Here is a 22,138-nt window from a genome sequence, read left to right on the forward strand (position 1 = left end):
GCCTCAGGCCCTGCCCCGGTGCCGGTCCGCGCTGGACGGGCCGAGGATCACCGCGCGCACGTCGTCCTCCACCGCCGCGGTGCAGACGAAGACCAGCTCGTCGCCGGCCTCGATCGGGTCGTCCGGCGTCGGCACCAGCACCCGCTTACCGCGCACGATCGCCACCAGCGCCGCGTCCCGGGGGATCGGCACCGCGTGGATCGGCTGCCCCACGTAGGGCGCGGTCGGCGGCAGCGTGATCTCGACCAGGTTCGCCTCGCCCTGCCGGAACGTCATCAGCCGGACCAGGTCGCCGACGGTGACCGCCTCCTCGACCAGCGCCGCCATCACCCGCGGCTTGCTCACCGCGACGTCCACGCCCCACTGCTCGGTGAACAGCCACTCGTTCTCCGCCCGGTTGACCCGGGCCACCACGCGCGGTACCGCGAACTCGGTCTTGGCCAGCAGCGACACCACCAGGTTGACCTTGTCGTCGCCGGTGGCGGCCACCACCACGTCGCACCCGGCCACGTTGGCCTCCTCCAGGCTGGCCAGCTCGCACGCGTCGGCGAGCACCCAGTCGGCGGTCGGCACCCGGTCGGGCCGCAGCATCTTCGGCTGCCGCTCGATCAGCATCACCTGGTGGCCGTTGTCGATCAGTTCCTGGGCGATCGAGCGGCCCACGTTGCCGGCGCCGGCGATGGCGATCCGCATGGCTCAGTGCCCCCCTTCCGGCGGCGCCGCCGCCACCGACGTGACCGGGCCGTTGATGTCGTCGGTCACCAGCATGTAGACCTGGTCGCCCTCCTGCACCACGGTGGAGGCGGTGGGCAGGGTGCCGATCCCGAACCGGTTCAGGTAGGCCACCCGGGCGCCGACGGCCTGCTCCAGTTGCCGCAGCGGTCGCCCGATCCAGTCCTTGTGCACCGGCACCTCGATGATCGAGACGGTGCTGGTCGGGTCGCGGAAGATCTCCACGTTGCCCTCGGGGACCAGGTGGCGGAGCATCCGGTCGGCGGTCCACCGGACGGTGGCCACGGTGGGGATCCCGAGCCGCTCGTAGACCTGGGCGCGGCGCTGGTCGTAGATGCGGGCCGCGACCCGGGACACGCCGAACGTCTCCCGGGCCAGCCGGGCCGAGATGATGTTGGAGTTGTCGCCGCTGGACACCGCCGCGAACGCGTCGGCCCGCTCGATGCCGGCCTGGCGCAGCACCTCGCCGTCGAAGCCGGCGCCGGTGACGGTGATGCCGGCGAAGTCGGGCCCGAGACGGCGGAACGCGTCCGCGTCCTGGTCGATCACCGCCACCGAGTGCCCACGCGCCTCCAGGCTGTGTGCCAGGGTCGAGCCGACCCGGCCGCAACCCATGATCACCACATGCACGGTGTCCGCTCCTCCCACGGCGCCGCCCGCCGACCCGTCGTCTGCGAGCCTGCCACGTCCCCCTGCCGGGCGGGGGATCGAACCGTACCGCGCCGCCGCGCGCGGGGGAGATCGACCACCCCCACGCCCCGGACCCGGTGGTCGTACGCTTGGCGGTTGTGGCCCGACCCACCTCGCTGCTGAAGCGACTCCTCCTCGGTCGACCGTTCCGGTCCGACCGCCTCCAGCACACGCTGCTGCCGAAGCGCATCGCGCTGCCGGTCTTCGCCTCGGACGCGCTCTCCAGCGTCGCGTACGCCCCGGACGAGATCCTCCTGACGCTGTCCATCGCCGGCGCCTCGGCGTTCTTCTTCTCGCCGTGGGTCGCGCTCGCGGTCGTCGTGGTCATGCTGACGGTGGTGGCGAGCTACCGGCAGAACGTGCACGCCTACCCCTCCGGCGGCGGCGACTACGAGGTGGCGACGGTCAACCTCGGTCCCAAGGCCGGCCTCGCGGTGGCGAGCGCGCTGCTCGTCGACTACGTGCTCACCGTCGCAGTCTCGGTCTCCTCCGGAGTGGCGAACCTCGGCTCGGTGGTGCCGTTCGTGGCCACCCACAAGGTGCTCATCGCGGTCACCGCGGTGGTGCTGCTCACCGCGATCAACCTGCGCGGCCTGCGCGAGTCGGGCACGGCCTTCGCCATCCCCACGTACGGCTTCGTGATCGTGATCGGCGGCATGCTGCTGACCGGGCTGGTCCGCGTCTTCGTGCTCGGCGACGACCTGCGCGCGCCGAGCGCCGGCCTGGAGATCCAGGCCGAGCACAGCGTCACCGGGTTCGCGCTGGTGTTCCTGCTGCTGCGCACGTTCTCCTCGGGCTGCGCCGCGCTCACCGGCGTGGAGGCGATCTCCAACGGCGTACCGGCGTTCAAGAGCCCGAAGTCGAAGAACGCGGCGACCACGCTGCTGCTGCTCGGCGGCATCTCGGTGGCCATGCTCGTCGGCATCATCTGGCTGGCCCGCCTCACCGGCCTGCAGTTCGTCGAGGACCCGCGCACGCAGATCATCTCCGGCCCGGACGGGTACGTGCAGAAGACGGTCACCACCCAGCTCGGCGAGACCGTGTTCGGCGGCGGCTCGGTGCTGCTCTACGTGGTCGCCGGGATGACCGCGCTGATCCTGTTCCTGGCCGCGAACACCGCCTTCAACGGCTTCCCGGTGCTCGGCTCGATCCTGGCGCAGGACCGCTACCTGCCCCGCCAGCTGCACACCCGCGGCGACCGGCTGGCGTTCTCCAACGGCATCCTCTTCCTGGCCGTCTTCGCGGTGGTGCTGATCATCGGTTTCCAGGCCGAGGTGACCAAGCTCATCCAGCTCTACATCGTCGGGGTGTTCGTCTCGTTCACGCTCTCCCAGGCCGGCATGATCCGGCACTGGAACCGGCACCTGCGCCGCGAGCGCGACCCGGAGGCGCGCCGCCGGATGATGCGCTCCCGGGCGATCAACACGTTCGGCATGGTCATGACCGGCGTCGTGCTGATCATCGTGCTGGCCACGAAGTTCCTGCTCGGCGCCTGGATCGCGATCGTCGCGATGGCCGTGATGTACGTGGTGATGCTCGGCATCCGCCGCCACTACGACCGGATCGCCGAGGAGCTGGAGCCGACCGAGCAGCGGGCCGTCCTGCCCGCCCGCAACCACGCCATCGTGCTGGTCAGCAAGCTGCACAAGCCGACGCTGCGGGCCGTCGCGTACGCCCGGGCCACCCGGCCGGACACGCTCACCGCGGTCACCGTGAACGTGGACGAGCAGGACACCCGTGACCTGCAGGCCGACTGGGAGCGCCGCGAGCTGCCGGTGCCGCTCACCGTGATCGACTCGCCGTACCGGGAGATCACCCGCCCGATCCTCGACTTCGTCGCGTCGGTGCGCCGGGAGTCGCCCCGCGACGTGGTCACCGTCTTCATTCCGGAGTACGTGGTGGGCCGCTGGTGGGAGAACCTGCTGCACAACCAGAGCGCGTTGCGGCTCAAGGGGCGGCTGCTGTTCGAGCCGGGCGTGATGGTGACGAGCGTGCCGTGGCAGCTCGCCTCCACCGCCGGCAAGAACCTGGACCGGCTGGACGCCACGCTGACCCGGGGCCCGGCGCGCGGCCCCCGGGTGGCGCCGCAGAGCACGCTGCCGCCGCCGGTGGCGGCCACACCCTCGACCGAGCGGGAGGAACGGTTGTGAGCACGGCGGAGCACCCTGGGCACGTGTCGGCGGAGCGACCCGGGCTGGAGGAGGCCGAGCGGGTCGAGCTGACGGTCGACGCGGTCGCGCCGGGCGGGCACTGCGTGGCCCGGGTCGGCGGGCAGGTGGTCTTCGTCCGGCACGCGCTGCCCGGTGAGCGGGTCGTGGCCGAGGTGACCGAGCTGCACCGGGGCTTCGCCCGCGCCGACGCGGTGGAGATCCTGGACGCCTCGCCGGACCGGGTCACCCCGCCCTGCCCGTACGCCCGGCCCGGCGCGTGCGGCGGCTGCGACCTCCAGCACGTCGCCCCGGCCGCCCAGCTCGACTGGAAGCTGGCTGTGGTGCGCGAGCAGCTCACCCGGCTGGGCGGCCTCACCGCGGAGCGGATCGACGCACTCGGCGTACGCATCGAGGCGCTGCCCGGCGGGCCGCTGGGCTGGCGTTCCCGGGTCCGCTACGCGGTCGACGCGGCCGGGCGGGCCGGGTTGCTCAAGCACCGCTCGCACGAGGTGGTGCCGATCGAGCGGTGCCTGATCGCGCACCCGGCGATCCAGGAGCTGCCGGTGCTACCGCCGACCGGCGCCCGCTGGCCGGACGCCGACGCGGTGGAGACGGTCGCCAGCACCGGCGGGGACGTCGCCGTGGTCGCGTACACCGATGGGGTTCCGACGGCCGTGAGCGGGCCGGAGCGGGTCCGGGAGACGGCGGCCGGGCGGTCCTTCACGCTGCCCGCCTCCGGGTTCTGGCAGGTGCACCCGGCCGCGGCGGACGCGCTGACCGGCGCGGTCCTCGACCTGCTCGACCCGAGGCCCGGCGAGACGGCCTGGGACCTGTACGGCGGGGCCGGCCTGTTCGCCGCCGCGCTCGCCGAACGGGCCGGCGGCGCCCGGGTGACGCTCGTCGAGTCGGCGCCGGACGGGGTGGCCGCGGCCCGGGAGAACCTGGCCGACCTGGCCGGCGTCGAGGTGGTGGCGGCCCGGGTGGAGGCCGCGCTGTCCCGGCGGCGGATCACCGGCCCGGTCGACCTGGTGGTGCTCGACCCGCCGCGCTCCGGCGCGGGCGCCCCGGTGGTCCACGGCGTGGTGGCCGCCGCGCCGCGTGCGGCCGCGTACGTGGCATGTGACCCGGCCGCCTTCGCCCGGGACGTGCGCACGTTCACCGAGGCGGGCTGGCGGCTGGCCGCGCTGCGCGGGTACGACCTGTTCCCGATGACCCAGCACGTGGAGCTGGTGGGCCTGTTCCTGCCTGGCTAGCCTGACCCGATGAAGATCGTCGGGCTGATGTCGGGCACGTCCTACGACGGCGTGGACGTGGTCGCGGCCGAGTTCACCGCCGACGGCGACACGCTGCGGCTGCGGCCGCTCGGGCACCGGGAGCTGGCGTACCCGGACGACCTGCGGGCCGAGATCGGCGCGCTGCTGCCCCCGGCGGCCACCACCGTCGAGGCGGTCTGCCGCCTGGACAACCGGCTCGGCGAGGTGTTCGCCGAGGCGGCGGCGGCCGGCGTCGAGCTGGCCGGGGGCACTGCGGACGCGGTCGTGTCGCCCGGGCAGACGGTCTTCCACTGGGTCGAGGACGGCCGGGTTCGCGGCACGCTCCAGCTCGGCGCGCCGGCCCGGGTGGCCGCCCGGGTGGGCGTACCGGTGCTGCACGACCTGCGTTCGGCGGACGTGGCGGCGGGCGGCCAGGGCGCGCCGCTGGTCCCGGCGTTCGACGCGCTGCTGCTGGACCCGGCCACCGGTGCCGCACCCCGCGCCGCGTTGAATCTGGGCGGGATCGCGAACCTCACAGTGGTCGCGCCCGGCGCGCCCGTCCTCGGGTACGACGTGGGCCCGGCCAACGCGCTGCTGGACGCCGCCGCCCGGCGCTTCCTGGACCGGCCCTGCGACGTCGACGGCGCCCACGCCGCGGCCGGCCGGGTGCACGAGGCGCTGCTGGCCCGGCTGCTCGCCGAGCCGTACTACGCCGCGCCGCCGCCCAAGTCGACCGGTAAGGAGCTGTTCCACGGCGGCTACCTGGACGCCGCGCTGGCCGCCCTGGGTGAGCCGGTGGCCGCCGACGACGTGCTGGCCACGCTCACCGAGCTGACCGCCCGCACCGTGGCCGACGCCTGCGACCGGCACCGGGTGACCGAGGTGGTGGCCGCCGGCGGGGGAGTGCGCAATCCCACACTCCGGGCGCGGCTGGCGGCGCTCGGCGAGGGGCGCTGGCGGCTGCGCACCACCGACGAGCTGGGCGTGCCGGCCCAGGCCAAGGAGGCGTACGCGTTCGCGCTGCTGGGCTGGCTGTCCTGGCACGGGCTGCCGGGCGCGGTGCCGTCGGTGACCGGGGCGTCCCGGGCCGCCGTGCTCGGCTCCTGGACCCCTGCGGGCCCGTCCGTCGCCGCGCCGCGCCCACCCGCGCCCCGGCGGCTGGTGGTGGACGCCTGACCTGGGTCGATGCACGGCCGGGCTGCGGACTGTTCCGCGGCCGATAGACTCTCCGGTCATGAGTGTTGAAGAGGGCACGGCCAACCACGGCCGGCTGCTGGGCACCGTCCACGGCCCGCAGGACGTGAAGCGGATGACCGCCGAGCAGCTGGACATCCTCGCCGCCGAGATCCGTGACTTCCTGATCGCCAAGGTCTCCCGCACCGGCGGGCACGTCGGTCCCAACCTCGGTGTGGTCGAGCTGACCCTGGCGATGCACCGGGTCTTCGACTCCCCGCGCGACCGGCTCCTCTTCGACACCGGCCACCAGGCGTACGTGCACAAGATCCTCACCGGCCGGCAGGAGGGCTTCGACAAGCTCCGCCAGCGCGGTGGCCTCTCCGGCTACCCCAGCCAGGCGGAGAGCGAGCACGACCTGATCGAGAACTCGCACGCCTCCACCGCCCTGTCGTACGCCGACGGGCTCGCGAAGGCGTACGCGCTGCGCGGCGAGAAGCGGTCCGTGGTCGCCGTGGTCGGCGACGGCGCGCTCACCGGCGGCATGTGCTGGGAGGCGCTGAACAACATCGCCACCGCCGGCAACCCGCTGGTGATAGTGGTCAACGACAACGGCCGGTCCTACTCGCCGACCATCGGCGGCCTCGCCGACCACCTGTCGTCGCTGCGGCTCAACCCCGGCTACGAGAAGGTGCTCGACACCGTCAAGGACGCGCTCGGCAACACCCCGTTCGTCGGCAAGCCGATGTACGAGGTGCTGCACGCGGTCAAGAAGGGCATCAAGGACGCGGTCGCCCCGCAGGCCATGTTCGAGGACCTCGGCATCAAGTACGTCGGCCCGGTCGACGGCCACGACGTGCCGGCGGTCGAGGCGGCGCTGCGCGCCGCGAAGAACTTCGGCGGCCCGGTGATCGTGCACGCGGTCACCCGCAAGGGCTACGGCTACCGTCCCGCCGAGGACGACGAGGCCGACTGCCTGCACGGCCCCGGCGCGTTCGACGCCGAGACCGGCAAGCTGCTCGCCGTGCCGTCGGTGAAGTGGACGAACGTCTTCGCCGACGAGCTGGTCGCGATCGCCGACGAGCGCCCCGACGTGGTCGGCATCACCGCCGCCATGGCCGAGCCCACCGGCATCGCCACGCTCGCCCGCAAGTACCCGGAGCGGGTCTACGACGTGGGCATCGCCGAGCAGCACGCGGCCACCTCCGCCGCCGGCCTCGCCATGGGCGGGCTGCACCCGGTCGTGGCGGTCTACGCCACGTTCCTCAACCGCGCGTTCGACCAGGTGCTGCTGGACGTGGCGATGCACAAGCTGCCGGTCACGTTCGTGCTCGACCGGGCCGGCATCACCGGCCCCGACGGGCCGAGCCACTACGGCATCTGGGACATGTCGGTCTTCGGCGTGGTGCCCGGCCTGCGGATCGCCGCGCCCCGCGACTCGGCCACGCTGCGCGAGGAACTGCGCGAGGCGATCGCCGTGGACGACGGCCCGACCATCCTGCGCTTCCCGACCGGTACCGTCGCCGCCGATCTTCCCGCCGTGCGCCGGGTCGGCCCGGTCGACGTGCTGGCCGAGTCGGCGCGTACCGACGTGCTGCTGGTCGCGGTCGGCTCGTTCGCCGGCCTCGGCGTGGAGGTCGCCACCCGGGTCGCCGAGCAGGGGTACGGCGTGACTGTGGTCGACCCGCGTTGGGTGCGCCCGGTGCCGGCCGAACTCGTCGAGCTGGCCGCCTCGCACCGGCTCGTGGTCACCGTGGAGGACGGCGTGCGCATCGGCGGCGTCGGTTCCGCGCTGGCCCAGGCGATGCGCGACGCCGACGTCCGCGTACCGGTCAAGGACATGGGCGTACCGGCCGACTGGCACCCGCACGGCACCCGCGCGCAGATCCTGGCCGATCTGCGGCTGACCGCGCAGGACGTGGCACGCGACGTCACCGGCTGGATCTCCGGCCTGGACGCCGCCCCGGTGGACCCGGCGACGAACGGAGCCCGAGCCCAGAGCTGACCCGCCCGCGCGCGCCTCGCGCCTGCCTCGCGCCTGCCTCGCGCGTGACGCCCGCGTTGATCTTGCACTTGCGGCCCTCCTGATGTCGGTTTCGCCCGATTGCGGAGGGCCGCAACCGCAAGATCGCGGGGTCTGACACGGAGGGAGGGTCTGGTGGAGGTGCGGGAGGCGGGGCTCGGGGATCTGTCGGGGATCGTCGAGTTGCACAGCCGGGCGCGGGTCGCCTACTACGGGGCCGGTGGGCTGCCGATCGGGGAGATCCTCACTCCGGAGCTGGCCCGGGAGCAACGAGAGGGCTGGGCCGCGGCGATCACTTCGGCGCGCAAGCGGGTGCGAGTCGCCGTCGTGGACGGCGCCCTGGCCGGGGTGCTCGCCATGGGGCCGCCGCACACGTCCGGCCTGGATCCGCGGACGACAGCGCAGCTCTACCAGATCCACGTCGATCCGGAACTCTGGGGCCGAGGCGTGGGTGGTGCGCTGCACGCGCTGTTCGTGCGCCATCTGGCGGACGAGGGGTTGGCGCTGGGCGTGCTGGAGGTGTGGGAGCGCAACACCCAGGCCCGCGCGTTCTACACGCGCCACGGTTGGCGCCCCGACGGCACCTCCCGCCCCGGCCCAGCCCAAACCCCCTACCTCGGCATGCGTCGAACCACCCCCTAGCCCACCCAGCCCTCGGCCTCGGCCCGTCCCCGGCTCCCCCCGCAGCTCGCGTCGCCTCCGGCCCGATCCCGTCGATCTTGCACTTCCGGCCCCCAGGTTGCCGGTTTTGCCCTGATCGACGGGGGCCCAACTGCAAGATCGCCGAGCCGGCCGAACCCGGGGCGGGGCAGGGCGGGCGGGGGGAGAGCAGGGTCAGGGGGTGGGGAGGGAGCGGTACCAGGTCTTCTCGGTGTCGGCCAGGCTGAACGTCTGCCTCTGGTCGGTGTGCTCGACCACCACCAGGCCGGGACGGTCGACCAGGCGGGTCGTGCCGGGAGGGGCGGAGAACGAGGCGTCCCGGGTACGCCAGGACAGCACCGCCAGCGGCCGGCCCGGCATCGGCAGGTGGTACGCCTGAAGCGTGGTGGAGCGGTCGGCGGGGGACACCACCGGCGTGCCGCCGTCGGCCGGACGGTAGACCACCGCTGTCATCGTCCCGGCCGGCGTCTCCCAGCTGAGCTGCTCCAACTCGCCCGGCTCGCCCTCGCCGAGAGCCACCGAACCGAGCGAGCGCGTCGCGATCTTCGCCATCGGCCAGGACTCCGGCGCGGAGCGGGGCGCCTCGCGGTCGCCGATGCGGCGCGGCTCGCTGCCGAACGGACCCCGCTCACCGGCGAGCACGCAGGTGTCCAACCCGGTCAGCGCGCGCCTGCCGGCGCCCGTCTCGTCGCGTACCAGGGGGTAGCGGGGCGCTTCGGTGGCCGTACCCAGGTCGAGGACGCGGTCCGCGGCCCGGCCGCGCGGCAGCGACGGCGTGGACCGCAGCGTCGCGGTCAGTTCGACGGCCCGGCAGGCCGGTACGGCGACCGGGTCGGTGACGCCGTCGGTGCTGCCGAGCACCTTGCCGTCGGGCCCGGTCAGGCGTTCGACGCGGGCCGAGGTGAGGTAGCGGCGGCCGGCCGGCTCCCGCACCGGCAGCACGTCGGAGTAGACCAGGTAACCGGGGTCGGTGTACTCGGTGGCGTGGACGACCCGCCAGCGCTGCCCGTCCCGGTCGAGTTGCAGCAGCCAGGACGCGGCCTCACCGGGCACGTCGGCGGCGACGAGCGCGAGCGCCGAACCGGCGACCTGACCGGAGAAGAGGATGCCGGAGGTGGGCACGTGCACCCGGTCGTCCACCGGGGAGCGCCAGTCGCGTACCGCTGTGGTGATCGCGGCGGTGGCTTCGGCGTCCCGGGCCAGGCTTCCGCGCGGCGGCCACACCGCGAGGGCGCCGTCCAGGCTGTCGTAGCCGACCCGCAGGTCCGCCGGCCGCCGTTCGGCGACCGGTCCGCAACCGACAGTGACCAGCAGCAGAGCTGCCAGCGCGGTGCCCGTCGTAGCGCCTCGGCGGGCTGAAAGCACCCTGATCCCCTCGCCGGTCGTCGGTCGGAAGCCCACATGGTACGAGACGACCGGTCACCCGGCCGCGCCCGGCTCACCCCTTCGGCCGATCGGCCACTGCGGAACGTGACGGGCGATTCGGGTACCAATATCCGGCTCCGGTAGACTCCGCCGACTGTGACGCCTGCCGAGACCCGCGGCGCCTCGACGCCGGACGCCGCCGCCCCGACGGGCCACCGCGCCGTCACCCTCGACCCACCACCGGTCACCGTCGCCGACGCGCCGGAGCGGGCGACCACGACCACGCCGGAAGCGCAGGCCGAGCCGGAAGCGCAGGCCGAGCCGGAGGCGCCGGCCACGCCGGGCGCGCGGCGCGCGCGCCGGTGGCGGTGGACCCGCCGCCGGATCGACCTCACCGTGTACGGCGGATTCCTGCTCGCCGCGATCTGGGTCACCAGCGGCATCTGGGTCGACCCGGCCGGACGGGTGGCCGCGCTCTACAGCAGCGACCCGGCGCAGGTGCAGTTCTTCCTGGCCCACTCGGTACGGGTGGTGCTGCACGGCGAGTTCCCGTTCTTCACCGAGCAGTTCAACTACCCCGACGGCGTCAACCTGATGGCGAACACCGCCATCCTGGCGCTGGGCATCCCGATGGTGCCGGTGACCCTCCTGTTCGGACCGGCGGTCTCCTTCGTCACGCTCGTCACGCTCGGCCTGGCCGGCACCGCCGCCGCCTGGTACCGGGTACTGTCCCGGCACCTGATCCGGCACCGCCCGGCCGCCGCCGTGGCGGCCTGGTTCTGCGGGTTCTCACCGGCCATGCTGTCGCACGCCAACTGGCACCCGAACATCATCAGCCAGTTCCTGCTGCCGTTCATCGTGTGGCGGGTGCTGGTGCTGACCCGGTCGGCCCGGCCGGTCCGCGACGGCGTGCTGCTGGCGCTGCTGGTCACCGCGCAGGCGTTCGTCAACGAGGAGATCCTGCTCTTCACCGCGATGGCCCTGGGCGTGTTCCTGATCGCCGTGGTGGTGCAGCAGCGCGAGCGGTGGGCGGCCGCCTGGCGGCCGCTCGGCGCCGGGCTGGCGGTCTGCGCGGTGCTGGCCGGAGCGCTGCTGGCGTACCCGCTGTGGGTGCAGTTCGCCGGGCCGATGGCGTACCACGGGCTCAGCGACGCGGTGCGCGACTACGGCAACGACATCGCCGCGTTCTTCGCGCCCGGCTCGCCCACGTTCGGCGGCAACGAACGCGCCAACGTCAACCTCGCGCCGAACTACTCCGAGGAGAACGCGTTCTTCGGCTGGAGCCTGTCGCTCCTGGTCGTGGGCATCGTGGTGTGGCTGCGGCGGGACGTGATCGTCCGCGCGCTCGCCGCCACCGGGCTGTTCTTCGCGGTGCTCTCGCTCGGCGAGCGGATCTCCTGGTGGGACCGGGAGATCGCAACCGGCCCGTGGGAGCTGCTGGTGCGGCTGCCGCTGCTCGACGCCGTGGTGCCGACCCGCTTCGGCCTGATCACCGGCGTGACGGTGGCGATCCTGCTCGCGTACGCGGTGCGTCGCGCCTGGGCGCTGCGCGGCGTGGACCGGCGTACCGCCCGCAGGCTCACCGCCGCGGGCCTCGTCCTCGCGCTGCTGCCGATCGCGCCGATGCCGTTGCGGGTCACCACGCGGGAGCCGGTGCCGGAGTTCATCACCGCCGACCGGTGGCGCAAGTACGTCGGGCCGGACCAGACGCTCGTGTCCGTGCCGGTGCCCGCGATGGGCAACACCGACCCGATGCGCTGGGCGGCCAGCACCAACCTCGACTTCAAGATCCCCGGCGGCTACTTCCTCGCGCCGCGCAACGGCGTCACCGGCGACCCCGGGCGCTTCGGCGGCCGGCCCAGCGGCATCGGCGAGATGCTGCGGGAGGTATCGTCCACCGGCCGTACGCCGAAGCTGGACGATCGGCAGCGCCGTCGCTACCTGGACGAGCTGCGGCACTGGAACGCGGCGGTGGTGGTGCTGCCGCGCGACGAGCAGAACGCCGAGCCGCTGCGCCGTACCGTGGAGCAGCTGGTCGGCCCCGGACGGCAGGAGCTGGACGTGTGGCTGTGGGACGTGCGGAAACTGACCAGCCGGTCCGCCTGACCGAACCGGCGGTCCCCGCCGCCGCGCCCCGCCGCCGGCCCCGCCCGGCCGACGTGCTGGTCGTGGCCGGCTACCTCGGTCTCGCCGTGCTGCTCACCACCGGCCAGTGGCGCCGGACGGAACGGCTGTTCCACCAGGCCGGCGACCAGATGCTGTTCGAGTGGATGCTGGCCCGGGCCGCCCGCGCGGTCACCGGCGGCGAGAACCCCCTGTGGAGCGGCGCGCTGAACGCCCCGGACGGGGTGAACCTGATGGCGAACACGTCGGTGCTCGGGCTGGGCGTCCCGCTCACCCCGGTCACCGTCGTCTTCGGCTCCCAGGCGGCCTTCCTCGTCGCCGTGACGCTCAGCCTCGCCGGCACCGCCACCGCCTGGTACGCGCTGCTCGCCCGCCGGCTGGTCCGCTCCCGGGCCGCCGCCGCGGTGGGCGGCCTGTTCTGCGGCTTCGCCCCGGGCATGGTGGCGCAGGCCGGAGCGCACCTGCACATGGCCGCCCAGTTCCTGGTGCCGGTGATCCTCGCGCTGGTGTTCCGCCCGGCCACCGACCGGGTCCGTCGCGACGGCGTGCTGCTCGGGCTGGCCGTCGCGTACCAGGTGTTCCTCGGCGAGGAGGTGCTGGTCTTCCTGGCGCTCGCGGCCGGGGTGTTCGCCGGGGCGTACGCGCTCGCCGACCGGGCCGCCGCGCGTCGGTTGGCGCCGGTGGTGGCCCGCCGGCTCGGCATCGGCGCGCTGGTGGCGGGCGTGCTGCTGGCGTACCCGCTGTGGTTCCAGTTCGCCGGGCCGGGCCACTACCGGGGGATGCCGTTCCACACCGAGGGCTACCGGCTGGACGTGGTCTCGTTCGCCGCCACCGCCCGGCAGACGGTCGCCGGGGACGCCCACCGGGCCGGGCTGCTGTCGCCGAACCCGACCGAGCAGAACTCGTTCTTCGGGCCGTTCCTGCCGCTGCTGGCCGTACTCGTGGTGGTGCGGCTGTGGCGGCGGCCGCTGGTGCGCGCGCTCGCCGCCTGCGGCCTGCTGTTCGCGCTGCTGTCGCTCGGCTCCCCGGTGGTGGTGAACCGGCACGACACCGGGTTGCCCGGCCCGTACCGCCTGCTCGCCGGCGTGCCGCTGCTGGACCTGGTGGTGCCGGCGCGGTTCGCCCTGGTCTGCGTACCGGTGCTCGGGGTGCTGCTCGCGCTGGCAGTGGACCGGGTCCGGCGCGGCGGCGTGCGCACCTGGGCGCCGTGGGCCGGCGCGGTCGCCGCCGCGCTGCTGCCGCTGGCGCCGACGCCGATCCGCACGGTGCCGGTCCCGCCGGTCCCGGCCGTGGTGTCCGGCGGCGGCTGGCGGGAGTACGTGCCGGCGGGCCGGACGCTGGTGCCGGTGCCGCCGGTGACCGGGGCGGCGGTCAGCCCCGCCATGTTCTGGTCGGCGCGCACCGCGCTGGCGTTCGACGCACCGGGTGGCTACTTCATCGGCCGGCGGTCGGCAGGCGACCCGGCCGCCCGCTGGGGTGCGCCGGACCGGCCCACGTCGCTGCTGCTGCGCCGGGCCGCCGAGACCGGCCGGGTGCCGCCGGTCGGTGAGACGGAACGCCGGCAGGCGGTCGACGACCTGCGGCACTGGCGGGCGGCGGCACTGGTGCAGGCCGACTCGTCACCCGGCGACCCGGTACGCGCCACGGTGGACGCGCTGGTCGGCCCCGGCCGGGACGTGCCCGGCGGGTACCTGTGGGACGTCCGCCCGCTCGTCGGCTGACCGGCGGCGCCGGGCGTCACACCCGGTCGCGGACGTCCCAGATCCACACGTCGTCCACCCGCTGCGGCGGGCCGAGCAGCTCGGCCATCAGGTCGCGCAGCACCGCCTCGCGCGGGCCGGCTCCGAGCACCACCACCGAGGCCCGCCAGAAACGCAGGTCGTCCACGGCCTGGCGGCGGTTCTCCTCGGTGATCTCCGGCACCTCGTTGGCGTCCATGGTGGAGTAGATGAGCGTGCTGGTGGGGCGATTCGGGGCGCCGAAGACGCCCTCGCCGCGCTCGTTCGGGCCGATGAAGTAGCCACCCGGGACCGGGAACTCCTGGCCGGTCAGCGCGCTCCAGCGCAGCGTGTGCAGCCCGTGCACGTTGCTCGGGATCGGCACCGGTACGAGCGTGCGGCCCTCCGGCACGTACGGCCGCCAGCCACCCGCGGTGATGAAGTGCGGCGGCGGGTCGATCCGCTCGGCCGGCAGCGGACGCGGGATCAGCGGCACCACGGCAGCGGCGATGGCGACGAGCCCGGCCAGGCGCAGCACCCGGCGGCGCGTGTCGCGCGCGGCCGTCTCGCCGTCGGCGTCGTCCCCGCCGTCGTCGGCGCCGGAGCGGGGGGCGGGCACCGGCGGGCGGCCGGCACCGGCGAGCGTGTCCCACGCCAGGGCGAGCAGTACGCCGACGGCAGCCACCACGACCAGGCTCAACCGGGTCGGCATCATCATCTCGACCAGCGGCAGGTCGTCCGGCACGTACGCCCACGGCCCGTCGATGTCGGTCTCCGCGCCGTTGAACCGCACGACCGGGCCGATCGAGGCGATCGTGAACACGACCACCAGCACGGCCAGGATCCGGGCCGGCACCGACCGGCGGACCAGCAGCACCAGCGCGGCCAGCGCCACCAGCACCAGCGGCCAGCCGAACCAGGTGTTCTGCTCGGTCAGGCCGATGGTCTTCTCCACCGCCTCGTCACCGGCGATCGTGTCCCGGGCGAACGTGACGAAGGCGACCAGGTCCTCGCCCCAGTTGTGGAAGACGCCGCCCTGCAATCCCCGGTAGGACTGCGGACCGTTGAACTGGAACCAGATCGGGTACGCGGTCAGCAGCAGCGCCAGCCCGCCGCCGAGACCGAGCGCGGCGACGAACGACCCGGCCCGCTCGCGGGTCGCGCGGGGCCGCTGCACCGCGTACGCCACCACGACGACCAGGCAGGCCAGCGCGGTGAGCAGCAGCATCTCCTCGTTGATGAAGATCTGGTACGCCACCAGCAACCCGAGCGCCAGCCCGTTGCGCCGCCAGCGGCCCGGCTCGCCCAGCCGCAGCACCCGGGCCACGATCAGCGGCAGCAGGAAGTTCGACACGAAGTTGGGCTGGCCGTTGGCGTGGTGCACGATGCCCGGCGCGAAGCCGAGGAACGCGCCGCCGACGAACGCCGCGGCCCGGGAGCGGACCAGGTGCCGGGACAGCACCCAGTACGACGTGGCGGCGGTCGCGGACAGCGCGGCGCCCAGGTAGAGCGCGTACATCACCTGCGGGCCGAACAGCAGCGTCAGCGGCGCCAGCGGCAACGTCACCCCGAGCAGCGAGGTGTTCGCCATCATGTTCACCCCGTCCGGCGCGTTCTGCCGGGTGGTGAACAGCGGGTTCTCCAGGTGCTGCACCGAGTACGCGCCGTGCGCGAACAGCCACTCGAACCAGCTGTGGTCGGTGGGCAGGTGCGAGGAGACCCGGTGCTCCACGTCGCCCCAGTAGTTGAGGCAGACGAGAACGCCGAGGAGCACATAGGCTCCGATGGCCAGCACGTCGGCGCGGGCCGGCCGGCGACGGGCGCGGCGTGGCGGGTCGGCCACGACGGCGTCCGCCTCGACGGACGAGGGGTTCAACGAGGGGTCCACCACGGGCACGGCCACGACGCGCCATCGTACAGGCGGTTCGTCACGCGGCCGGTCACGGTCGGGCGGCGGCCCGGCGCGCGGGAGAGGATGGTCGTGACCGTCATCGATCTGGGGGAGCTGCGCGACGACGCCTCGCCCGGTCCGGCGCCCCGCCCGCCGCTTGCGGTCGGGCGGCCGTTGCGCAGCATGCTGGTGCTGCTGGTGGCGTTGCTCACGCTCACCGCCGCGGCGCCGCCCCGACGCCCGGCGGAGTGGACGCTGCCCGGCGGGCTGGGATCGGCCGTGTTCGTCTCCGGCGACGTGGTGTACGTGGTGCAACCGGACCGCGGAGGTGCCGGCGGGCGGGAACTCGTCGCGTACCGGGGCGACCGGGAGCGGTGGCGCAGTCGGCTGCCCGGCACCGGCACCGCCGTGTCGGTGTGGGAGCAGGACGGCCGGGTGATCGTGGCCGGCCAGGGCGTCGACGACACGGACTGGCAGACGGTGGCGTACGACGCGGCCACCGGCGCGGACGTCTGGCGCCGGCCCGGAATCGCGTTCGCGGTGGGCCGGGTCCTGCTGATCCAGTCGGCCACCTCCGACACCACGACGTCGATCATGGGGGTGGACCCGGCCGACGGCCGTCCGCTGTGGACGGTGCCGATGGCGGGCACGGTGGGGTTCGACTTCGAGCCGGCCGGGCCGGTACGCATGGTGTTGTTCCCGGCGACCGGGCAGACGGTGGTCGTGGACGCGCGCACCGGCGCGCGGCTCGTGGCCCGCGACCTGTACCCGGTACGACCGCCCGGCCCGCGCCGGTTTCAGATCGCCCGCGGGCTGCTGCTGGAGTTCCGCGACGGAGACGGGGCCATCGAGGCGTACGACCTGGACACGCTCCGGCCGCGCTGGACCGTCGCGCGGAAGCTCGTCGGCCACGTCGAGAGTTGCGGCGCCCTGCTCTGCGCCGCCGGGCTGGCCGGCGGCACGACAGCGCTGGACCCGGCAAGCGGCACCGTGCGCTGGAGCGTGGACCGGTGGGCGGGCGTGTCGGCGGAGCGCGGCGGCCGGCTGCTCGTCGGCGTCCCCGACACCGACCTCGACGCCGGCCTGGCGGTGCTCGACCAGGACGACGGGCGGCTGATCGCCGACCTGGGCGGCTGGACACTGGTCCCGCAGCACGAGTCGGGCGGCCCGCTGCTGGCGACACGCCCGCTGGGCGGCGGCAGCAGGCTCCTGGCCGAGGTGGGCCTGTCCGGCGATCCGCCCTCGATCCGGGGCGCGCTCACCGGCACCGACTGCACCACCGGCGTGACGCTGCTGGTCTGCCGCCGGCCCGGTGGCGACTACATGGTGCGGCGGCTGCCGTGAGCCCCGTGATCGAACTGGGGGAGATGCGGCACGGCGAGTCCGCCGACGAGCCGGCCGACCGGCCGCCCCGCCGGCCGCCGGGCCCGGCGGCACGGGTGGCGCTGCTCGGCTGCCTGGTGCTGCTCGTGGTCACCGCCGCCGCCGGGCCGCCGCGCCGGCCCGAGCCGATCCGGGTGCCCGCCCCGCAGGGCGCCGCGTTCGTGCTCCTGCCCGGCCGGGTGGTGGTGGCCGACGGCCCGGGCGCGATCGGCCGGGACGGGCGGGTGGTCGCCGCACACCGGCTGCCCGGCGGGGAACCGGTGTGGCGGTTCGCGCTGACCGCCGGTGACCACGTGCTCGGGCTCACCGTCGTGGGCGGGGGGCTGCTGGTGACGAGCAGCCCGGCCGGGGACGGCGACTCGGTGTCGGCCATGCTCGACGCGGCGACCGGCACGCTGCGCTGGCGGCATCCCGGCTACCCGGTCCGGACCGCGTCCGGCGGGTTGCTGCTGGAGAATCCCCGCCCGCCCGGTGCGGGCACCGTGCGGGCCGTGGACCCGGCCTCCGGCGCGGTGCGGTGGACGCTGCCCGTGCCGGGTCAGGAGGTGGGATACCGCCACGACGCCCACGGGGTGACGCAGCTGGTGCTGGTCACCCCGCAGGGCCGGGTGACGGTGTACGACGCGGACTCCGGCGCGGTCGCGCACACCGGCCGGGTGGCGCCCGCCTCCGACCGAGCCGCCTACCGGTACGCGCAGGTGGTGGCCGATCTGCTGCTGGTCGAGGACGCCCGGGGCACCGTCACCGGGTACGGGCTGGACCGGCTCGACGAGCGATGGAGCCTCCCGGTCGGCTCCCGCGCCGGGCTCTGGTTCGCCGACTGCGCCGGGATGGTGTGCCTGCGCGACCAGGTCGGCGGCGCGCAGGCACTCGACCCGGCAACCGGCCGTCCGGCCTGGTCGGACGAGCGCTGGCTGGGGATGGGCCCGGTGGGCGACCGGCTGATCGCCGCCGAGCGCGGGGTCGGGGAGGAACTGGAGCTGTCGGCGCTCGACCCGTCGACCGGCCGCGTGCTGGCCCAGTTGGGACGCTGGCGCGTCTCCGGCAATGACCTCTCGCCCGGGCCGCTGCTCGGGCTGCGCACGCTCACCGAGGGCCGGACGCTCGTCGGCACGCTGGACGTGACGGCCGGGCAGGTCCGGATCCGGGGGATCCTGCCCGGCGCCTGGTCCGAGTGCGCGGACACGGGTACCGAACTGGTGTGCCTGCGCCCGACCGGCGGCATGGCCATCTGGCCGGTCGGCCGCTGATCACCAGTTGGCCTGCGCCGGTGGCGGCGGCAGCGGCGTCGACTCCGGGCGCAGCACGTACGCGATCCCCCCGCTGCCCGCCTGCCAGGCGCTCTCGAACGGCGCGCGCGGCACGGTGCGGCGGACCCGCTCGTCGTCCGGCGCGTACGGGTCGTTGAGCACCGGGTCGCCTTCGGCGGTGAAGCCGGCCAGCACCATGAGGTGTCCCCGGGTGTCGTAGTCCAGGCCGGGTACCTGACCGGCGGTGAACGCCGCCGAGACGATCAGCGGGATGCCGGCGGCCACGAACCGTTCCGCCTCCGCCAGCGAGCGCAGCCGGGTGACGAAGGCGTCCACCCCGTGCGTCGCCGCGTACGCCGTGTTGAACGGCCAGTTGCCCGGTCCGCCGAAGGCGTGGTCGTAGCAGTGCCGGGCGGCGTGCACCACCTGCGGGCGCGGACCCGGCGGCGCCACCCAGGCGTACCGGTCCGGGGTGGGCCCGGCGCCCCAGTAGTCGAGCACCATCGACACGCAGGTGGGGCTGCACCAGGAGTCGCCGCCGCCACCCCAGCGGGTCTCCCCGGAGGCGTGCAGCCGTTGCGCGTACCGCGGAACGTCCAGCACCCGTCCCCACGCGCCCGTATCTCCGACGCCGGCCTTCGCGGTGCTGGCGTCCGCAGTGCCGGCGTCCGCGGTGGTGGCCGGGTCGGTGGAGGCGACCACGCCCACCGTGCGCAGCACCGGGTCGGCGGGCGCGTCGAGCCGTCGCAACAGCGTCACCCGAACCTGCCAGGCGGTCACCGTCGCGCCGGTCAACCGCAGGGTGTCGGCGGCGACCCGCGCCCGGTCGTCCTCCTGCCCGGGTACTGACGCGCGATGCACGGCACTGTCGTCGGCGGCCCAGTGGCCCAGCTCGTACCAGCCGGTGGTGGCCGTGCCGTCGGCCCAGCCGCGCAGCTCCACCCGTAGCCAGCAGCCGGGCGGGGTGTCGGCCGTCCAGGAGGGCACCAGCTCGGTGACGGCGAAGCCGACGGGCGTCACGGGGGAGGTCCAGGTGCCGGCGGCGTACTCGGCCGTGGTCCCGGAGTGCGGGTCGGTGTGCGTGACCCGGCCGGCATCGCCGTCGGGCGTCAGCCCGTCCGGCCCGGCGCGCAGCCCGTCCGCACGACCCCCGTCCCGGTCCGCCGGGAAGCGGAACCGGTGGTACGTGATGTCGCGGCCGCTCATCGGGAACCCGCCCGGCACGGCCGTGACCAGTGGCTGCTGCGCTTGTCGATCATCGCCGCCGAGCATCGCGTACCCGAAGGTTTTCTGCAACGGCGGCCGTGCCACCCCACGCGGCGATCAACCTGGCGTCCTGTCACCTACCGTAACCGCGGCGCGCCCGCGGCATGGTCACCCCCGCGCCCTTTGCTCTGCAGCCATCGACGCATCGGTGACCCACGGCTACCGATGCGCATGGGGCTGCAGAGCAAAGGGCGCGGAGGGGTATCTCCGCCGGCGGATGCCGGTTCAGAGTCTTTCCTGGTCAGGACGATGTGGCCCGCTGGTCGCCCCGTTTGGCCGAGCGAGCGCCCATCACGGTGTGTGACGCAGCCGTGAATCGGTGTCAACGTTACGAAGGGTCACAACCCCCGGGTTCCGGGCCGGGTGTGGTGGCCCGAGCGCGCACCACGGGCGCTCCCCGTTGGTGCGCTCGTCGACGGCCGTCTCGGGTGGACGGCTCCTCCGGCGGCGGGTTTTGCCTGCCGCACTAGGTTGTCAGGGGTCACGAGGTGGGAGGCCGGGATGCGGGTACTGGTGGTCGAGGACGAGCGCAACCTCGCCGACGCGATCGCGCGCGGGCTGCGCAAGCGCGGGATGGCGGTCGACGTCGCCTACGACGGCGACGCCGGGCACGAGGCGGCGTTCGTCACCCGCTACGACGTGGTGATCCTGGACCGCGACCTGCCCGGCGTGCACGGCGACCGGATCTGCGCCGACCTGGCCGCCTCCGGCGCGCTGACCCGGGTGTTGATGCTGACCGCGAGCGGCACGGTCGCCGACCGGGTCGAGGGGTTGCAGCTCGGCGCCGACGACTACCTGGCCAAGCCGTTCGCGTTCGACGAGCTGGTGGCCCGGGTGCAGGCGCTCGGCCGCCGGGCCACACCGGCCGCGCCGCCGGTGCTGGAGGTGGCCGATCTGGTGCTCGACCCGGCCCGCCGGGTGGTGAGCCGGGGCGGGGTGCCGCTCGACCTCACCAACAAGGAGTTCGGCGTGCTCGCCGAGCTGCTCAAGGCGCGCGGCGCTGTGGTGTCCAGCGAGGAGCTGCTGGAGCGCGTCTGGGACGCCAACACCGACCCGTTCACCACGATCGTCCGGGTCACCGTGATGACACTGCGCAAGAAGCTCGGCGACCCGCCGCTCATCGACACGGTTGTCGGTGCGGGCTACCGCATCGGCGGGGTACGGCAGTGAGCGCGCGCCGGCTGCGGCCGACGCTGCGGCTACGGCTGACCCTGCTCAACGGCGTGCTGCTGGTCGGCGCCGGGGCAATCCTGGTGCTGCTCGCCTGGCTGCTGGTCCGCGACGCGCTGCGACCCACCGACGAGCTGCTACCGGGCACCAGTGTGGTGCTCAGCGACGGGCGCACGCTCGACGCCGGGCAGTGGCAGCGGCAACTGGTGGACGCCGCGTCACAGGAACTGCTGGTCAAAGGGCTGCTCGCACTGGTGGCGATCAGCGTGGTCGGGGTGGCCGGGGCGTACCTGGTGGCCGGCCGGGCGCTGCGCCCGCTGCACCAGGTCACCGCCACCGCCCGCCGGCTCGGCGAGGCCACGCTCGACGAGCGCATCGGCTGGTCCGGCGCCGACGACGAGGTGGCCGAGCTGGCCGAGACGTTCGACGCCATGCTCGACCGGATCAGCGGCGCGTTCGAGACGCAGAAACGGTTCGTCGCGAACGCCTCGCACGAGCTGCGGACGCCGCTGGCGGTGATGCGTACCGAAATCGACGTGACGCTCAGCGACGACGACGCCGACCTCGCCGAGTACCGCCGCATGGCCGGGGTGGTGCGCGACGCCTCGGAGCGCGCCAACGGCCTCGTCGACGCGCTGCTGGTGCTGGCGAGCAGCGAGGCACAGACCGGACGGCGGCTCGCCCGGCGCGCCGAGTCGGACCTCGCCATCGGCACCGCGAACGCGCTGTCCGCTGTCTCCCGGGAGGTGGAGCGCATCGGCCTGAAGGTGCACACCTCGCTGCGCCCGGCGCCGGTGGTCGGCGACCCCGGGCTGCTCGACCGGCTCGCCGGCAACCTGGTGGAGAACGCGGTCCGCTACAACCACCTGCACGGCCGGATCTGGGTACGCACCGGCACCGACGGGGAACGGTCCTGGCTGGTGGTGGGGAACACCGGCTTCGAGGTCGCCCCGGCCGACGTACCCGGGCTGTTCGAGCCGTTCCGGCGCGGCGGCCAGGAACGCACCGGCGCGCGCGGCTCCGGTCTCGGCCTGTCGATCGTGCGGGCCGTCAGCGACGCGCACGGCGGCACGGTCAAGGCGGTCGCCCAGCCCGGCGGCGGCCTGGAGGTGACAGTCACGCTTCCGTCGGCCGACCCGCCGGCGTCCACCTGACCGCCCACGTCCGCCCGGCCAGGCGGTGAGACGACCTCACCTTTTCGTGCGGACGGCCTCGGCTGTCCTGGCCGGACCGGACGGTGGTCGGCCCCGGTGGCACGGTGGTCGGGCAGAATGCGCCGCCCACGCTGGA

Annotated in this window: 16 protein-coding genes; 11 read left to right on the top strand and 5 right to left on the bottom strand. The window is 74.4% G+C overall.

Going from position 1 to position 22,138, the window contains the following annotated elements:
* Nucleotides 1-3 precede the first annotated feature (3 nt).
* On the bottom strand, nucleotides 4-693 hold the full coding sequence (locus tag GA0070562_RS12290) for a potassium channel family protein (protein ID WP_091419972.1): 690 nt from the start codon (nucleotides 691-693) through the stop codon (nucleotides 4-6).
* Between the two features lie 3 nt (nucleotides 694-696).
* Nucleotides 697-1,362 (bottom strand): potassium channel family protein, encoded by a 666-nt coding sequence (locus tag GA0070562_RS12295; RefSeq protein WP_091419974.1) that lies wholly within the window; start codon nucleotides 1,360-1,362, stop codon nucleotides 697-699.
* Between the two features lie 158 nt (nucleotides 1,363-1,520).
* Between GA0070562_RS12295 and GA0070562_RS12300 the strand changes: the two genes are divergently transcribed.
* The 5 genes from GA0070562_RS12300 (at nucleotide 1,521) to GA0070562_RS30895 (ending at nucleotide 8,663) form a co-directional block, all read left to right on the top strand.
* Nucleotides 1,521-3,572: an APC family permease gene (locus GA0070562_RS12300; protein WP_091419976.1), complete on the top strand. Its 2,052-nt coding sequence runs from the start codon at nucleotides 1,521-1,523 to the stop codon at nucleotides 3,570-3,572.
* Entirely contained in the window at nucleotides 3,569-4,825 is a 1,257-nt protein-coding gene (locus tag GA0070562_RS12305) for a class I SAM-dependent RNA methyltransferase (RefSeq protein WP_175438706.1), read from the top strand. Before GA0070562_RS12300 ends, GA0070562_RS12305 begins: the two co-directional genes overlap by 4 nt.
* A 9-nt stretch (nucleotides 4,826-4,834) precedes the next feature.
* Nucleotides 4,835-6,001 (top strand): anhydro-N-acetylmuramic acid kinase, encoded by a 1,167-nt coding sequence (locus GA0070562_RS12310; RefSeq protein WP_091419979.1) that lies wholly within the window; start codon nucleotides 4,835-4,837, stop codon nucleotides 5,999-6,001.
* A gap of 58 nt (nucleotides 6,002-6,059) precedes the next feature.
* Nucleotides 6,060-8,003, top strand: a complete 1,944-nt coding sequence (dxs, locus tag GA0070562_RS12315) for a 1-deoxy-D-xylulose-5-phosphate synthase (protein ID WP_091419981.1) — start codon at nucleotides 6,060-6,062, stop codon at nucleotides 8,001-8,003.
* 153 nt (nucleotides 8,004-8,156) lie between these two features.
* The gene (locus tag GA0070562_RS30895; RefSeq protein ID WP_276526477.1) at nucleotides 8,157-8,663 is read left to right on the top strand and encodes a GNAT family N-acetyltransferase; all 507 of its coding nucleotides are present in this window, start codon (nucleotides 8,157-8,159) and stop codon (nucleotides 8,661-8,663) included.
* 192 nt (nucleotides 8,664-8,855) lie between these two features.
* Here GA0070562_RS30895 and GA0070562_RS12325 read toward each other — a convergent pair whose 3' ends face one another.
* Nucleotides 8,856-10,046 carry a hypothetical protein gene (locus GA0070562_RS12325; protein WP_091420271.1) on the bottom strand — a complete coding sequence of 397 codons (1,191 nt, stop codon included), beginning with the start codon at nucleotides 10,044-10,046 and terminating at the stop codon, nucleotides 8,856-8,858.
* 384 nt (nucleotides 10,047-10,430) lie between these two features.
* Between GA0070562_RS12325 and GA0070562_RS12330 the strand changes: the two genes are divergently transcribed.
* Nucleotides 10,431-12,152 carry a DUF6311 domain-containing protein gene (locus tag GA0070562_RS12330; RefSeq protein WP_254663787.1) on the top strand — a complete coding sequence of 574 codons (1,722 nt, stop codon included), beginning with the start codon at nucleotides 10,431-10,433 and terminating at the stop codon, nucleotides 12,150-12,152.
* The gene (locus tag GA0070562_RS12335) at nucleotides 12,110-13,891 is read left to right on the top strand and encodes a hypothetical protein (protein WP_091419985.1); all 1,782 of its coding nucleotides are present in this window, start codon (nucleotides 12,110-12,112) and stop codon (nucleotides 13,889-13,891) included. Before GA0070562_RS12330 ends, GA0070562_RS12335 begins: the two co-directional genes overlap by 43 nt.
* Before the next feature lie 16 nt (nucleotides 13,892-13,907).
* On the opposite strand, the gene GA0070562_RS12340 is transcribed toward GA0070562_RS12335, so the two are convergent.
* Nucleotides 13,908-15,779: a DUF6311 domain-containing protein gene (locus GA0070562_RS12340; RefSeq protein WP_372443393.1), complete on the bottom strand. Its 1,872-nt coding sequence runs from the start codon at nucleotides 15,777-15,779 to the stop codon at nucleotides 13,908-13,910.
* Between the two features lie 90 nt (nucleotides 15,780-15,869).
* Here GA0070562_RS12340 and GA0070562_RS12345 point away from each other — a divergent pair, with 90 nt between their 5' ends.
* Together GA0070562_RS12345 and GA0070562_RS12350 are read left to right on the top strand one after the other, a co-directional pair.
* The gene (locus GA0070562_RS12345; protein WP_091419990.1) at nucleotides 15,870-17,123 is read left to right on the top strand and encodes an outer membrane protein assembly factor BamB family protein; all 1,254 of its coding nucleotides are present in this window, start codon (nucleotides 15,870-15,872) and stop codon (nucleotides 17,121-17,123) included.
* A complete protein-coding gene (locus GA0070562_RS12350) occupies nucleotides 17,120-18,412 on the top strand; it encodes an outer membrane protein assembly factor BamB family protein (RefSeq protein WP_091419992.1) in 1,293 nt (430 codons plus the stop codon). The genes GA0070562_RS12345 and GA0070562_RS12350 overlap by 4 nt, the downstream gene beginning before the upstream one ends.
* Here the strand turns inward: GA0070562_RS12350 and GA0070562_RS12355 are convergent, their stop codons facing one another.
* Nucleotides 18,413-19,618: a peptidase C39 family protein gene (locus tag GA0070562_RS12355; RefSeq protein WP_254663781.1), complete on the bottom strand. Its 1,206-nt coding sequence runs from the start codon at nucleotides 19,616-19,618 to the stop codon at nucleotides 18,413-18,415.
* Between the two features lie 561 nt (nucleotides 19,619-20,179).
* On the opposite strand from GA0070562_RS12355, the gene GA0070562_RS12360 reads away from it, so the two are divergent.
* Both GA0070562_RS12360 and GA0070562_RS12365 read left to right on the top strand, forming a co-directional pair.
* A complete protein-coding gene (locus tag GA0070562_RS12360; RefSeq protein ID WP_018788976.1) occupies nucleotides 20,180-20,848 on the top strand; it encodes a response regulator transcription factor in 669 nt (222 codons plus the stop codon).
* The gene (locus GA0070562_RS12365) at nucleotides 20,845-22,002 is read left to right on the top strand and encodes a sensor histidine kinase (protein ID WP_175438707.1); all 1,158 of its coding nucleotides are present in this window, start codon (nucleotides 20,845-20,847) and stop codon (nucleotides 22,000-22,002) included. The genes GA0070562_RS12360 and GA0070562_RS12365 overlap by 4 nt, the downstream gene beginning before the upstream one ends.
* Nucleotides 22,003-22,138: the final 136 nt, after the last annotated feature.

This window comes from Micromonospora tulbaghiae (genome assembly GCF_900091605.1).
Classification (GTDB): domain Bacteria; phylum Actinomycetota; class Actinomycetes; order Mycobacteriales; family Micromonosporaceae; genus Micromonospora; species Micromonospora tulbaghiae.